This window comes from Desulfogranum aggregans, assembly GCF_055398265.1.
This window is the reverse complement of sequence record NZ_AP042447.1, coordinates 2,225,942-2,239,914: the sequence shown is the minus strand read 5'-3', so window position 1 is coordinate 2,239,914 and position 13,973 is coordinate 2,225,942. Positions and strand designations below refer to the sequence as shown.

Below are 13,973 nucleotides of genomic sequence, written 5' to 3'. Positions count from 1 at the left end.
GACCATATTTCTTCTGATCCATTGCAAATAAATGAAGAGCAGATCAACTACTGCACAGGAGCCAGCCATGGAACTCCTTGCTCCGGCGGGGAATTTCGCCGCTTTTGAAGCGGCTCTGGCGGAAGGCGCTGATGCGGTCTATATTGGTGCTCCGGGCTTTAATGCCAGGTCGTTGCGGCGTGATTTCTCTCTTGCCGATATAGGCGCACTGATTCGTCAGGCCCATGATGCGGGCAAACGCCTCTATGTCGCCATGAACAGCCTGGTGAAGGAAGCTGAAATTGCTGCAGCGGTAGAAATCCTTGCCTCACTGGAAACACTCTCACCCGATGCACTGATCATTCAGGATATCGGGCTGCTCCGCCTGGCCAAAGAGAACTTTCCAGCTTTGTCTCTTCATGCCTCCACGCTTATGTCGGTGCATAATGCACTGGGGGCGCAATACCTGACGGAGTTGGGCATGGAGAGGGTTGTCCTTGCCCGCGAACTTTCCTTGGAGGATATTCGTCAAATCGGCCAGCAGACCACGGCCCAGCTCGAGGTATTCATTCATGGAGCCATGTGCTTCAGCTATTCCGGACTCTGTCTGTTTTCCAGTATGCATGGCGGTAAGTCGAGTCTTCGGGGACAATGCGTTCAGCCATGTCGACGACATTATCGATTGGCAACCCCACGAAAAGGGAGAATGAACACTTCCGAGCGGAATAGGCAGGGGAAATTTCTTTTTTCCATGAATGATCTCTGCGGGATCCGATTTTTAGATCAATTGAGACGGATCGGAGTGGTGAGCCTGAAAATTGAAGGCCGTTTGAAGTCTGCTGAATATGTACGGCAGACCGTGCGTGCTTATCGGTTGTGCCTGGACAATAGGGGCGCGTCAAACGATCAGCGCAAACGGGTGCAGCAAGAGGCTGAAGCATTGCTTGACGCGGCAATGAGCAGGAAGCGGAGCAGCGGCTTTTTTCAGGGTAATACCAAGGATATCGTCTCTCCAGACCTTTCGGGAGGGGCTGGAATTTTTGCCGGAAAGGCTAAACTTCATTCGGGAAAAAGAGCGTTGGCGGCTTCCCAGCCGCTTTGCTCGGTATCGCTTCGAGCCGATATTCGCCTGGGAGACCGATTACGTTTCCAAAATGAACGCAATGATGTGCGTGAGAGCTTCACTTTACAGTTGCTGCAGCGTAATCGCCGCTCGGTCCAGCACGCCCAAAAAGGGCAGAACGTGCAAATAGGGTTGCCCAGGAACGTGGTGGAAGGGCGCAGCAGAGTCAAGGAAGGACTGCTTTTTCTGGTTGACCGGAGCCAACGGAGGAAAAACGAAGGGAGGGTTGAGACCGCGATTTCCAGAAAAAATACCGGTTCCACTCCCCGGCCTGACAGAAAACGCATCGACCAGGTTCTTGGTACGCTCGGCTGGAAGCAGCAGGGTGACGACATGCTACCGGCTGTGAACAGTAGTGCTACCGGCGGTAGAGAGAAAGGTTCGAGACGCCCTCAATGGTGGCTTCGCTGCAACGAACTTCCGCCGGTAAAGCAGCGATATCCTTTTCAGCCCACATATTTGCTGGTCCAGATATCGGGTACTTCCTGGGAGCAGGTGCAACTGCTTGGAAAAAAAGCGCACGCACTTTATCCACAGGTAGTATGGATGCTGCCGCCGGTTATTCATCAGCAGGATGTTGCGTGGTACAGGGAAGTGGTTGAGGCGTTGCTGAAAAGGGGCTTCATACGTTATCAGCTTGGTCACCTCTCCCAGCTCAGGCTTTTTGCCGAGTACACCTCGCCGGCGAAGAATCTGCAATTGTTTGGTGACTATACACTGAATATCCTCAATAGTGCAGCCTGTAGATTTGTCAGGCAACAGGGCCTGAATGGAACGCTGTTTTCGGTTGAAACCGATCGGGCAACCCTTGCCCATGCCCTGGCTGCCGGCAGGGAAATTGCCAGGCATGGACAAAGCGGCAATTTTCCTGAAATTGGTATGTATGTCTACGGCAGGCTCCCGCTGTTTACTGCCCGTCTGCAAGCCGCGCATCTGCAGATGCGAAAAAGTGTGGTCAGCCCCAAGGGAGAGTATTATGGGGTGGAGCGGAAAAACAACCTGACCTATGTGCGGCCGAGAGCCCCCTTGGTTCTGTTCAACTATGTACAGGAAATGATGGCCATGGGAGTTGCATATTTTGTAGTTGACCTGCAAGGCGGTGCTTTCCAGCGCGAAGTGGCATCGGCCGCGGCCTGGATGCAGGGAAAAAAAGAAGGGCAAGAGAAACTTACCGGAAATTATACGCAAGGTTTAGCTTGATAGGGGAACCTGGCGGCACGACACACACGTTTGCATTGATACTCCAGCATCTTTGCGGCCCAGACGAGAGACAGGTATCAAGAAATCAGACTCCAGGGCGTCAAAAATTCCAGGATGGTGTCTTGCGTTGCCGCCTGCAAACCGTTACCGATCACGGAAGAAGGAAGAAAACTTGACCAGGAAAACCCGATGGGGAAATGGCAGTAACGAACCCAGGGTTGATTGCATGGCGGCTAAATGAGCCGATTGCGCCTGAGAGGGGCGCACATTGCAGGCGGGACTAAGTGCTGCCTTGCGACCTGCATGGGGCAGGTCGCCATTGAATACATACTGCAGCAGTTCGAAAGGTAAGCATATACTATGCCTGCTGGATTGCTCTCTTTGCATGCCACGGAAAGAAATGACGTCTCGAGAAATTATTACCCGTTTATACAGTGTAATACGCCCCTATCAGGCGAAGTTGTTTGTTGCCATGGCTGCCATGGTCGTCGTCGCCGGCTTCAATGCCGCTCAGGCCTATATGGTGAAACCGCTCCTCGATGAAATTTTTTTTAAGCAGGATGCCACCCTGCTCACTATTTTACCCATAGCGCTGCTTGCGGTGTTTCTGGTCAAGGGTATTTTTTATTTCGTCTATTCCTATCTTCTTGAGTGGGTGGGGCAGAATGTCATACGCGACCTGCGGGTCGGTATCTATGAACACCTCAATGCCTTGGGGTTGAGTTTTTTCCATACCCGCCCAACGGGAGAGCTGATATCGCGTATTGTCAATGATGTGAGTATGCTCCAGGGGTCGGTTTCGCACGCGCTGATTCATCTGCTGCGTAATTTTTTTACCGTTATCGGATTGTTGGGCGTAATTTTCTACATGGACTGGCGCCTGGCGATGGTTTCCTTGATTTTTATTCCAATGGCTGCTGTGCCGATAACGGTTTTTGGCAAGAAATTCAGGCGAATCAGTACCCGCTACCAGATGCACCTGGGGGTTTCAACCAACCAACTCCACGAGACAATCGGCGGTGCCCGCATTGTCAAAGCTTTCTGCATGGAGGACTTCGAGAAGCGACGTTTTAGCGGTCACATGCAAAAGCTTTTCGATATCCTGATGAGTGAGACCCGATTTCGTTGCCTCTCGCACCCCATGGTTGAATTTCTCGGCGGAATAGGCATGGCGCTGATTATCTGGTTTGGTGGCATGCAGGTCCTCAATGGTAACTCCACCCCCGGAACCTTTATGTCGTTTCTCACCGCATTGATTATGCTGTATGAGCCGGTGAAAGGTGTCAGTAAAATCAACGCAACGATTCAGTCGGGGATGGCCTCTGCACAGAGGATTTTTTCCTTGCTGGATATCTCTCCGGATATTCAGGAAAAACCGACGGCTACAATCCTACCGCCTTTCTCACGCTCAATCGCCTTTCGTGATGTCGCTTTCCGCTATGCTGAGGAGGAGCCGCTCCTTGAGCATATTGATCTTACCATTGAACAGGGTGAAGTGCTGGCGGTTGTTGGACCCAGTGGTGGAGGAAAGAGCACCCTGGCAAACCTGATCCCTCGTTTTTATGATGTATCTTCAGGGGTTCTTGAGATTGATGGAACCAACATAAAAGAGGTCACTCTGCACTCGTTGCGCAACCAAGTGGCCATGGTTACGCAACAGACTATTCTTTTCAACGATACGGTACGCTACAATATCGGTTATGGGGTTGAGGAATGCACGGATGCAGACATCCTGGAGGCAGCCAAGTCCGCCTATGCATTGGACTTTATCAATGCATTGCCCAAAGGGTTGGATACGGTAGTTGGTGAGTCGGGAGCAAGATTGTCGGGCGGCCAGCAGCAACGCATTTCCATTGCCAGGGCTTTACTGAAAAATGCACCCATCCTTATTCTGGATGAGGCAACCTCCTCTCTGGATACAGAGTCAGAGCAGAAGGTACAACGTGCCCTGGAAAACCTCATGCAGAATCGCACGACCATTGTCATTGCTCACCGTCTGTCGACTATTAAAAATGCCGATCGGATTGTCGTTGTCAAAGGCGGAAGACTGGTGGAGTCTGGAACCCATGAGGAGCTTCTGGCACTTGGCGGGGAATACAGATCCCTCTATGAGCTGCAGTATGCAGGGTAAGGGGAGGAGTCAAGCAATGACTGCAGGCTTTTCCCAGCGAATGGAACAGGTGAACATGTGGTTGATGTTGTTGCTCGCCTTTTTCCTTCCGCTGTCCACATCGGTGATCTCCGTTCTCGCCTGCCTGATAGTGCTGGGCTGGGTTGTTGAAGGACGGTACAGGGAAAAACTGGCAACGGTACTTAGTAACAGGGTCTGCCTGGCTGTTCTGGCGTATATTGCGTTGATGATCCTTGGCCTGCTGTGGACCGATGATATAGCTTCAGGGCTTGAGTTTCTGGCGAAACGATGGAAATTCATGCTGATGCCACTCTTTTTGACCCTTGTGGTGTACGAGAAACGCAGGTGGTATATGGGCGCGTTTGTGCTGGGTATGTCGGTTGCCATGGCTATGACCTATCTTGCATGGTTTGATCTGCTTCACTATGCCGATGTCACTCCCGAGCACTTGACCAAAAAAACGTTTCATGTCGTCTATAACCCGCTTCTTGCTATCGCCATCTATATGGTTGCTCATGAGCTGTTCTGGGGAAAGGTCAGTGGGAGGAGCCGTTTCCTCGGTTTTTTCCTGTTGGGTGCCATGTGCCTGAACATGTTTGTCACTGAGGGCAGGGCCGGACAGCTGGTTTTTTTCGCCTTGGCCGGTCTCATTGTCGTGCAGAAGATGCGAAGGAATGTAGTGTTGGCACTGGCAACCGTGGCCATCGTTCTTCCCCTGGTCTTTTCTGCAGGGTATGTCCTGAGTCCACGTTTCCAGGAACGGGTCGATCTTGCCCGACAAGAGATTGCTCAGTTCGAGCAAAACCCCAATACCTCGGTCGGATTACGTCTGCTTTACTGGCATAACTCTTTTGAATTGATCAAGGCTCACCCCTGGTTTGGAGTAGGGACCGGTGATTTTGATACAGAATATGCTGCTGTCAACCAACAGCATTCACCGGAAATTGCCCCCACCGACAACCCACACAGCCAGTATTTCCTCGTAGGAAGCAGGTTCGGCCTGGTTGGCGTTGTGGTGATGCTTTCCATTTTTTTTCTCCAGTTTCAGCAGGCTCGCCAGCATAGCGATGGGCTGCAGCGAATGCGCTGTGCCTTCCCGCTTTTTTTTCTGGTGATCATGCTGACAGAATCCTATCTGGTGGTGTATGAAACCGGCTTTTTCTTTTCCTTGTTTTGCGCGGTGCTCTACCGGCAACCGCCACAGACCAGCATCGGGACAGCGTCGTGAGTGAGAATGGTCACTGGCATTGTCCGGTCTGTACCAGCACATTCGATGGCGGGACCATGGTCGTTGTGGGGAAAAAATAATCAATAATGTCCCTCCCGTCACTTTCCATTGTCATCGTCAATTACAATACTGCCGACCTGTTGCCGGCCTGCCTGGATTCAATTCGCGAGCAGCGTCAAGAATGGGAGCAGGTGATCGTGGTGGACAACGCCTCTGCTGATGACAGCGTTGCCATGGTCCAGGAGAGGTATCCGTGGGTGAAGCTTATCGTCAACCGGAAAAACCTGGGGTTTGGCGTAGCCAATAATCTTGCAGTGCCCCACTGTGAGAGTGATCTGGTTTTTCTGCTTAACCCCGATACAACCCTCTCGCCAGGGTGTCTTGCGGCAGCCAGGCGATTTATGGCTGCACATGAGCGGGTAGGGCTTGGCGGTGTGCAGATGTATGATAGCACTGGCGCCTTGCAGCAGACCGCGGAAGCCGAGTATCCTGGAGCGCATTACAGCAATGGAACACTCGATGGACTACCTGGACGAACAGCCTGGGTGCTTGGTGCGGGAATGGTTGTTCGTTCCGGGGTGATGGAGCAGGTTGGCGGCTTTGACGAAGATTTTTTTCTCTATGGAGAAGACATTGACCTCTGCCTGCGAATACGTCTGGCTGGGTGGGAGATAGCAACAATTATGGGCGCTGGAATTACCCACTTGGAAGGACAAAGCGAACGCGGGGTGGAGCCACTGGTTGTGTTTGAAAAAAAACTCCAGGCAGAGATGTTGTTCCTGCGCAAGCACTACTCGTCAAAGCTGTGCGGCAAAATCGGGCGTGTGCGCGCATTGCAGGCTGGATGGCGGATATTTTGTCTCACCTGCCTGCCTCCGTTGCCGGGACAAAAGCACCTTCAGCGTACCAAACTTGCACGCTACAGATATGCCTTTACCGCTTACCGTGATTTGGCTGGCCCGGAGGCGGGGCAATGAAGATCGCACTTATTCATAATCAGTTCAACAAGTCTGGTGGCATGGAATCCTACCTGTTGACCCTGATCAACGGGTTTCTCGACCAAGGGGATGAGGTGCATGTGCATGCCTATGAGATTGATCGTACACTCGCTGCTCAGTATGATTGTGCGTTTCATGCAACGCCCCTGTTTTATTTACCGCGTCGGTTGAAAAAATATGCCTTTCTCCATCGATATAATCGTTCCTTTGACCGTCATGCCTATGATCTTTCGCTCAGCCTGACGCGTACAGCCTGCCAGGATATCGCAGTTGTCGGAGGGGTGCACCCTCAGTCGGTCCTGACGAGACGCAGCCAGAACAGCTACCGCAGGGCTCACGACGCCATTGAAAATTATTTCGAACGGAAAATGCTCACCACTGTCCCCTGGGTGGTGGCGCATTCACAATCCATACGGACTGATATTGAGCACCATTACGCTATTGAATCGGATAAGATCAGGGTAATGCATCCACCTATCAACGAGCGTCGTTTCGGCAGCAGTGCCAAAACTTGCAGAAACGATGATCTGCAGAGGTTTGGGGTTTCCCAGGATAAGCTGACCCTGCTTTTTCCTTCCATGAGTCATCAGCGAAAAGGGCTGCCTGAACTACTCTCGGCCTATGCATCGCTGGACCCTGCGCGTCATGAATTGATTGTGGTAGGGGAGGGAGACAGCGTCCAGGGAAAGGCTTCGGAAAACATACGATTTATCGGCTATGTGGATGACATGGCCGCCCTTTATCGGGCCGTAGACTACGTTGTTTTGCCTTCTCATTACGAACCCTTTGGTCTAGTCGTTGTCGAAGCCCTGGAGAGCGGTACCCCGGTTGTGGTTTCTGCAGCAGTTGGGGCCGCTGAACTCATAGGGCCGGGAGAGGGTATCGTCCTTGCTGATAATCAACCGACGACGCTTGCTGCAGCCATATGCAACCTGCGGCCAGCAGCGGTTGAGCCAGGATTTGCAGCCCGTCACGGCCTGGAGACCAGGCAGCATATTTTGGCCTTAAAGGATCTGGCTCAATCCCGGAGAGAGTATTGAATGGACCTCAGCAACAAACGGATACTTGTAATTAAGCAGAGTTCACTGGGCGACATTGTGCATACCCTCCCTGTTGTTCATGCCCTGAAAAGGCACCACCCTGACTGCTGTATCGGCTGGGTGGTTGAGCAAGGGCTGGCAGAGATCGTTGAGCGGGACGCGGCTGTGGATAATGTCTACCCCATCCACATACCCGCAACCAGTGACCCGCAGGCGGCAAATGGTGTATATCTCCGGGCATTTCTGGCAACCATGCAAACCTTGGCAGGGTTGAGACGCGCTTTTCGTGAAACACCCTATGATATCAGTCTCGACCTCCATGCCTCTTTTCGAAGCGGCTTGCTATCGTTGATGAATAAGGGCGCTTGTCGAGTGGGGTTTAAGGATGCCAGAGAGATGAATACCTTGTTTCAGCACGAGCATATTCGCGTACCTCAGCGGATTGATCATGCCCTGGAGAAAAATTTGCTTTTTGCCGACCACCTGCACTGCCCGGTTGCAGAGAGTGATTTTTTTATGACCACCAGTGATGCGGATAAGCGGTTGGCTACCACATTCCTCCTTGATCACGGGATAACGGGGAAACAGCGGTTTGCCTATATCAATCCCACCGCCCGCTGGGCTACGAAATTCTGGTCGGCAGAGAGATGGGCATTGCTGGCTGATCAGCTCCTCGATGCCGAGCTGAAGATTGTGATTGGCGGAAGCAGAAGTGATCGGGACTATATACGTTCCATCACTCAGTTGATGACACACCCTGCCCCTGTTGCAGCCGGTCGGCTGACTTTGACCCAGTCAGTGGCTTTAATCGAGAGGGCGGCCGTATATACCGGTTTGGATACCGGCCCCATGCATATCGCCGCCATGGTGAAAACGCCGGTGGTGGCGTTGTTCGGACCGACGCACCCGGAACGGGTCGGACCGTATAATGTGCTGCATCGGATTATCCAGGCCCCCAACCTGGATTGTCTTTGCTGCCGACAACGGACATGCAGCCATATGTCCTGTATGCGAGGGATAACGGTTGAGCAGGTTTACCAGGCTGTCGTTGATTTACTCCAAGAGCAAGAGCAAGAGCAGATATGAAGGATAGATTGCGGGTCAGCCTCATCGTCACCACTTATAACTGGCCGGAAGCGCTTAAGGTCTCCCTGCAAAGTGCGGTTGCACAGTCACGGCTTCCCGATGAGATTATTGTTGCTGATGACGGTTCGGGGGAGGAGACTGCACAGGTGGTGCAGCACGTCCAGGCGACTGCGCCTGTGGAAGTGATCCATTCCTGGCATGAAGATAAGGGGTTTCGTTTGGCACGAAGCCGGAATCAGGCTATAGCCAGGGCCCGAGGCAACTATATCATCCTGATAGATGGCGATATTATTTTGGAACGACATTTTATCAGCGATCATTGTCGGTTTGTTCGGAAAAATTGTTTTGTCCAGGGGACCCGGGTTCTGCTTGGTAAGCGTCTTTCCGCCGACATTCTTGATAATGGGCTCGGGCGGATGCATCCTCTTCGCAGGGGAGTGGAAAACAGAAAAAACGCTGTTCGGTCCGCTGCGCTAGCACACCTGTTTTCCTTTAAGAGTACTAGGCTGAAAGGGGTGAAAACCTGTAACTTTGCCTTCTGGCGTGAGGATGCCATCCGCATCAACGGGTTTAACGAGGAGTTTGTCGGGTGGGGGCGTGAGGATTCGGAGTTTACGGCCAGATTGCTCAATCTGGGTGTAATTCGCCAAAATGTCAAGTTTTTTGCCTTAGGATATCACCTCTTTCACCCCATGAACACGAGAGACAGACTGGCAATTAACGACACCATTCTTCGCCAGACCATTGTTGACAAAAGCATAAGGTGTCTGCGGGGGCTTGACAATCACCTGGGAAAGTCCCTGCACCCGTGAGGCTAAGTACCTGGGATGCATGTTACACTGCAGGCTCACCAGGCCGCCCCGCAGGATATCCACGAACGTCACAGCTGCTTCCTTGGTAGAGGCGTATTGATATCCTCCAGTATGGTCAATTATGTTTCCGCCTCGCAGCTCTACCGATCTTGAACGCTCACTGGCTCGGAACGCAGGCTATCTTTTTAGCGGGGGGGAGTCAGGAGGTCGCCACTCGGCCTGCAGTTCATGCAGTTTGGCATATTTATAGAAGGTGCCTTCAAAATTGCCAAGGGCGATCACCAAACCGGGCCAGCCATCGAGAATGCCGCGTTTGAGAATGTACATATGAAAAAAAGACCACATGCCCCTGGCGAGCGCGGTCCCCAAGGAGGCCGTGCGTCCTCTGTTCAGCAGTTTTTCGGCGCCAAGGGTGGAGTATTTATTGGCTTTGTGGGCGACTTCAGCGAGATTTTTATAGGGGAACTGCCAAATAGGATTGCTAAGGTACCCGACCGGCATCTGTGAGAGTATTGTATACTCTTCATGGACAGGGTCGTTTTTAAAGTGCAGGGTTCCTTTTTTAAAGAGCTGGGGCTGGCGATAATCCGGATAAAATCCCGAGTGCTTAATCCAGCGGCCCATAAAATAATTGCGGCGCGGGATATAGTAGGCCTCTGCTGAAGGATTGGCCACCGTGTGGAGTATCTCGTCGCGCGCTTCGCGGGTGCAGCGTTCATCTGAGTCCAGGGAAAAAATCCAGTCATGGGTGCAGGCCTCCATGGCCTGGTTGCGCAAATCACCGAATCCCTGGAAAGGAATCTGGACCACCCGAGCACCCATTTGCTCTGCAATAGTGGCCGTATCGTCCTGGCTGTAGGAGTCGGCAAGGACTATTTCATCGGCCCACAGGACCGAATTGATGGCGTCGGCAATTTTTTCTGCCTCATTGTAGGCAATGATGTAGACGGATATTTTTTTCATGCGCGGCGGACAACCTGAGGACGGTTTCGGTTGCCGCCTGCCAATTGAACAACGATGCGGTCGGTTTTTTGCAGTCGTTCAACCAGTGTTCGGAACAGGTGTCTGGAGACGTCCGGGTATTTCTCAATCAGTTCGTTGAGTTTGTCACCGGGGTAGCGTTTGATGGTGCAGCGGCCTGCAGAGATGATTGATGCCGAACGCGGTTCTTCCAGGATGGCAGCCATCTCTCCGAAGTATTCTCCGGGTTCGGTAATTTCCGCAATCTTTTTTCCTCCCCGAAGGACGGCAACCTTGCCCCGCACCAGTTTGAAAAAATCCTTATCTTTGTTGGACTCCTGAATGATTACATCTCCGTCTTCATACTCTTCAACATCGGGATTGACCAGATAGGCGGGCAGACTGTCCTCATGGGCGACGGTGCGTCGCAAGACTTCCTCCAGGCTGGTAATACCCTCTCTTGCTTTCTGTAGCGCTGCTTCCCGCAGGGTATACATCCCCTCCTGAATGGCCACCTTGCGCAGCTGCTCCTCCGAGACTTCAGCCTGGATGGCTTTGGCCACCTCGTCGGTGACTTCCATGAGTTCGAAAAAACCGACCCTGCCTTTATATCCCAGCCCGTTACATTTTGCGCAGCCTTTTGCCCTGTAGAGGGACAGGTCATCGATTTCGCTCTCCTTAAAGCCAGCGCTCAGCAGTTCCTGTTTGGGATACGATGCCGGTTCCCGGCATTCAAGGCACAACCTTCGTCCGAGTCGCTGGGCGAGGACCATGCTCAGCGAGGAGGCGAGGATATAGGCAGGAACGCCGATGTCCACCATTCGACTGACCGTTGAGGGGGAATCGTTGGTGTGGAGGGTGGAAAAAACGAGATGGCCGGTCATGGCGGCCTTCATGGCGATTTCAGCGGTGTCGTAGTCTCGAATCTCACCGACCATGATGATATCCGGATCCTGACGGAGGAAAGCTTTGAGCGCCGCGGCAAACGTCATACCGACTTCCGTGTTGACGTTGACCTGGTTGATCCCCTTGAAATTGAATTCCACCGGATCCTCAGCGGTGAGGATCTTGATATCTTCCGTGTTAAGGGAATTGAGTGCTGAATACAGGGTGACCGTTTTCCCGGAGCCGGTCGGGCCGGTAACCAGCAACAGTCCTTGAGGCCGCTTCAGGCAGCGTTGCAGGGAGGAAAAGGTGTCTCGGGTAAAACCGAGTTTGGTCAAATCGACATTGAGTGAACTCTTATCAAGAATACGAAGGACAATTCCCTCACCATGGAGCAAGGGCAGAGTGGAGACACGGAAATCAACAGCTTTGTTGCGGCCGAGTCGCATCTTGATGCGTCCGTCCTGAGGTATACGACGTTCAGTGATGTTGAGATCCGCCAGAATCTTCATCCTTGCCACCATCGCGTTCTTGATGGTGAGCGGCAGGTTCATCGATTTGAACAGGGAGCCGTCTTTACGGTAGCGGACCTGCATGGTTTTTTCAAAGGGTTCGATATGGATGTCACTCACCCCTTCCTGTACCGCCTTGACCAGGATGCCGTTGACCAACTTGATGATCGGTGCATCGGAAGCGGAAAATTGATCAAACCCCTCTTCGGCATCGGAAGAGCTTTCAATTTCAAAATCTTCGGCAGCGTCTGATACCAAGGCGCCGAAGTCATCTATCTGGGTTACCTCTTCCTGCTCTTCCTCCTCGAACTTGAAGAAAGAGTTGTATTCTTCCTCGCTGATTTTGTAGTATTTTTTGTAGGCTTCAATGATATCTTTGGCAGTGGACACGCAGATATTCAGCCCTTTGTTGACCCTGTCCTGCAGTTCCTCCACTTCTACTGCATCTGTCGGTTCGGTCATGGTGACCTGGAGGGTGTTGCCGGCAACACGAAGCGGAAAAGCCAGGTATTCCTTGGCTACTTCGTAAGGCAATAGCTCCAGCGCTTCCTGGCTGGGCGGCTCTTCCTCAATATTCACCAGCATGTAATTATAATTCCTGCTGAGGAAATTGGCGATGGTATCCCGTTCGATGACCCCGCTCTCCAGCAGAATGCGACCCAGCCGCTCGCCGGTTTTCTTTTGAACGGTTTTCGCCTCTTCAAACTGGGCGGCAGTAATATACCCAGCTTTACTGAGCAATTCGCCAATCTTCAATTTACCGGCGCCAGACTGGTCCTTGACCGTCCGCTTCATCGAAGACCGTTGCTGGGAATTTTTATTATTTGCTGGTTTTGTAGCCATGGTAATGCCGTGTACAACCTATAGGCGTAGGAGTGGATCGGATTGTCTTGATAAATATATGCTGTGGGACCATCATACTACAAATGAAATAGATGGTCAAAAAAAGGAATGATTCCTTTCTTTCGATGAAATGGGCGAGCACAGAGGAATTGGAGAGGAACCGCTGTGCGTAATTTTCCGGTTGCATGCCGGAAAATTACGCAGTGAAGAAGACCGGTTAGAACAGTGTTGGATAAAGGGCCTGTAATTCTTGCTGGAGGGGGACCATTACTTCCCGCATCGAGGGATCGGCATTTGTAGGTGTTCGCAGGGCGAGAATATGCTGCCACTGGGCAAGGTTGGTGTAAACGATTATTTCGGTTTTACAGGAATTGGGCAATACCGTTCTTGCTGCCTGCGCTGTGGAGGTATTGAGCAGGTCGAAATAAATCTTTTCCGTTTGCTCCATGGCCTGTTTCCATGCCGCAAGCTCGGAACTGCCCTCTGCATAGAAGAGGGGTTGAATGAAGGTCACCTCATTGCCGAACCGTTCATCCGCATACCGACAATAGCGCTGACTTTCCTGAAGAAAGGCGCATGGACGGTGCCTGACCAGTTCATGGGTGACCGCCCGGTTGACGATGAACCGGACGCCCAGAAAACGGTGCAGAGCGAGCTGTTGGTCTTCCAATTGCTCGACCTGTTCAAGGGGCAGCTTGGTCAGCGTGATACTCTCCGATGGCAATGAGGTCCCGTCATCTGGGAGAATGGTCTCAAAAAAGTAGGGATGATGGGCGGCAAGATAGCTGGTAATGGCAGTGGTGATGGTATCTTGAGGGTGAGCGAGCAGCATCTCTCGGTACGCACGGATAGACCCGGTGATCAGCAGCGTATCGCCCTTCTCCCTGGTAATATGCAAAAATTTCGGCTGACAGAGGAAGAAGGCGGTAATCTGCTCACTGCTCAATCCTTGCAGTCTGAAGGTGGCAACCCCCATCTCCAGCACCGAATTGTGCCCGTGGTGAGCCATTTTACGAACAAAGGGAATGGCTGAAGTTTCATCAATGCGGTCTTCGCTTTTATAACAGATCCTGCCGCTGTACTCGATGCGCACGGGGAGGCTCTGCCGATCAAGTTCATGCAGGATGGTATACGACGGCTTGGTGATTATCATCGGGTTGATCGAATGTGCAGGAG

The 13,973-nt window shown here is 52.2% G+C and carries 10 protein-coding genes; 7 read left to right on the top strand and 3 right to left on the bottom strand.

The window, feature by feature from the left end; genetic code table 11:
* Positions 1-67: 67 nt before the first annotated feature.
* The 7 genes from ACZ52Z_RS09990 (at position 68) to ACZ52Z_RS09960 (ending at position 9,597) form a co-directional block, all read left to right on the top strand.
* Positions 68-2,302 (top strand): peptidase U32 family protein, encoded by a 2,235-nt coding sequence (locus ACZ52Z_RS09990; protein ID WP_464270592.1) that lies wholly within the window; start codon positions 68-70, stop codon positions 2,300-2,302.
* A 400-nt stretch (positions 2,303-2,702) separates the two neighbouring features.
* On the top strand, positions 2,703-4,433 hold the full coding sequence (msbA, locus tag ACZ52Z_RS09985) for a lipid A export permease/ATP-binding protein MsbA (RefSeq protein WP_464270591.1): 1,731 nt from the start codon (positions 2,703-2,705) through the stop codon (positions 4,431-4,433).
* A 16-nt stretch (positions 4,434-4,449) separates the two neighbouring features.
* Entirely contained in the window at positions 4,450-5,661 is a 1,212-nt protein-coding gene (locus ACZ52Z_RS09980; RefSeq protein ID WP_464270590.1) for an O-antigen ligase family protein, read from the top strand.
* An 86-nt stretch (positions 5,662-5,747) separates the two neighbouring features.
* The gene (locus ACZ52Z_RS09975) at positions 5,748-6,638 is read left to right on the top strand and encodes a glycosyltransferase family 2 protein (RefSeq protein ID WP_464270589.1); all 891 of its coding nucleotides are present in this window, start codon (positions 5,748-5,750) and stop codon (positions 6,636-6,638) included.
* Positions 6,635-7,699: a glycosyltransferase family 4 protein gene (locus ACZ52Z_RS09970; RefSeq protein WP_464270588.1), complete on the top strand. Its 1,065-nt coding sequence runs from the start codon at positions 6,635-6,637 to the stop codon at positions 7,697-7,699. Before ACZ52Z_RS09975 ends, ACZ52Z_RS09970 begins: the two co-directional genes overlap by 4 nt.
* Entirely contained in the window at positions 7,700-8,785 is a 1,086-nt protein-coding gene (locus ACZ52Z_RS09965; RefSeq protein ID WP_464270587.1) for a glycosyltransferase family 9 protein, read from the top strand.
* Entirely contained in the window at positions 8,782-9,597 is an 816-nt protein-coding gene (locus tag ACZ52Z_RS09960) for a glycosyltransferase family 2 protein (protein WP_464270586.1), read from the top strand. Before ACZ52Z_RS09965 ends, ACZ52Z_RS09960 begins: the two co-directional genes overlap by 4 nt.
* A gap of 177 nt (positions 9,598-9,774) precedes the next feature.
* On the opposite strand, the gene ACZ52Z_RS09955 is transcribed toward ACZ52Z_RS09960, so the two are convergent.
* From ACZ52Z_RS09955 to ACZ52Z_RS09945, 3 genes are all read right to left on the bottom strand, one after another.
* Positions 9,775-10,560 carry a glycosyltransferase family 2 protein gene (locus ACZ52Z_RS09955; protein ID WP_464270585.1) on the bottom strand — a complete coding sequence of 262 codons (786 nt, stop codon included), beginning with the start codon at positions 10,558-10,560 and terminating at the stop codon, positions 9,775-9,777.
* The gene (gene pilB / locus ACZ52Z_RS09950) at positions 10,557-12,797 is read right to left on the bottom strand and encodes a type IV-A pilus assembly ATPase PilB (RefSeq protein ID WP_464270584.1); all 2,241 of its coding nucleotides are present in this window, start codon (positions 12,795-12,797) and stop codon (positions 10,557-10,559) included. The genes ACZ52Z_RS09955 and pilB overlap by 4 nt, the downstream gene beginning before the upstream one ends.
* A 217-nt stretch (positions 12,798-13,014) precedes the next feature.
* Positions 13,015-13,950: an FAD-dependent thymidylate synthase gene (locus ACZ52Z_RS09945; protein WP_464270583.1), complete on the bottom strand. Its 936-nt coding sequence runs from the start codon at positions 13,948-13,950 to the stop codon at positions 13,015-13,017.
* Positions 13,951-13,973 lie beyond the last annotated feature (23 nt).

What these genes read in the sequence shown, in the direction of transcription:
- msbA (WP_464270591.1), top strand. Translation starts at nt 2,703, where the DNA reads ATGACGTCTCGAGAAATTATTACCCGTTTATACAGTGTAATACGCCCC.
- ACZ52Z_RS09980 (WP_464270590.1), top strand. Translation starts at nt 4,450, where the DNA reads ATGACTGCAGGCTTTTCCCAGCGAATGGAACAGGTGAACATGTGGTTG.
- ACZ52Z_RS09955 (WP_464270585.1), bottom strand. Translation starts at nt 10,560, where the DNA reads ATGAAAAAAATATCCGTCTACATCATTGCCTACAATGAGGCAGAAAAA.
- ACZ52Z_RS09970 (WP_464270588.1), top strand. Translation starts at nt 6,635, where the DNA reads ATGAAGATCGCACTTATTCATAATCAGTTCAACAAGTCTGGTGGCATG.
- ACZ52Z_RS09965 (WP_464270587.1), top strand. Translation starts at nt 7,700, where the DNA reads ATGGACCTCAGCAACAAACGGATACTTGTAATTAAGCAGAGTTCACTG.
- ACZ52Z_RS09990 (WP_464270592.1), top strand. Translation starts at nt 68, where the DNA reads ATGGAACTCCTTGCTCCGGCGGGGAATTTCGCCGCTTTTGAAGCGGCT.
- ACZ52Z_RS09960 (WP_464270586.1), top strand. Translation starts at nt 8,782, where the DNA reads ATGAAGGATAGATTGCGGGTCAGCCTCATCGTCACCACTTATAACTGG.
- ACZ52Z_RS09945 (WP_464270583.1), bottom strand. Translation starts at nt 13,950, where the DNA reads ATGATAATCACCAAGCCGTCGTATACCATCCTGCATGAACTTGATCGG.
- pilB (WP_464270584.1), bottom strand. Translation starts at nt 12,797, where the DNA reads ATGGCTACAAAACCAGCAAATAATAAAAATTCCCAGCAACGGTCTTCG.
- ACZ52Z_RS09975 (WP_464270589.1), top strand. Translation starts at nt 5,748, where the DNA reads ATGTCCCTCCCGTCACTTTCCATTGTCATCGTCAATTACAATACTGCC.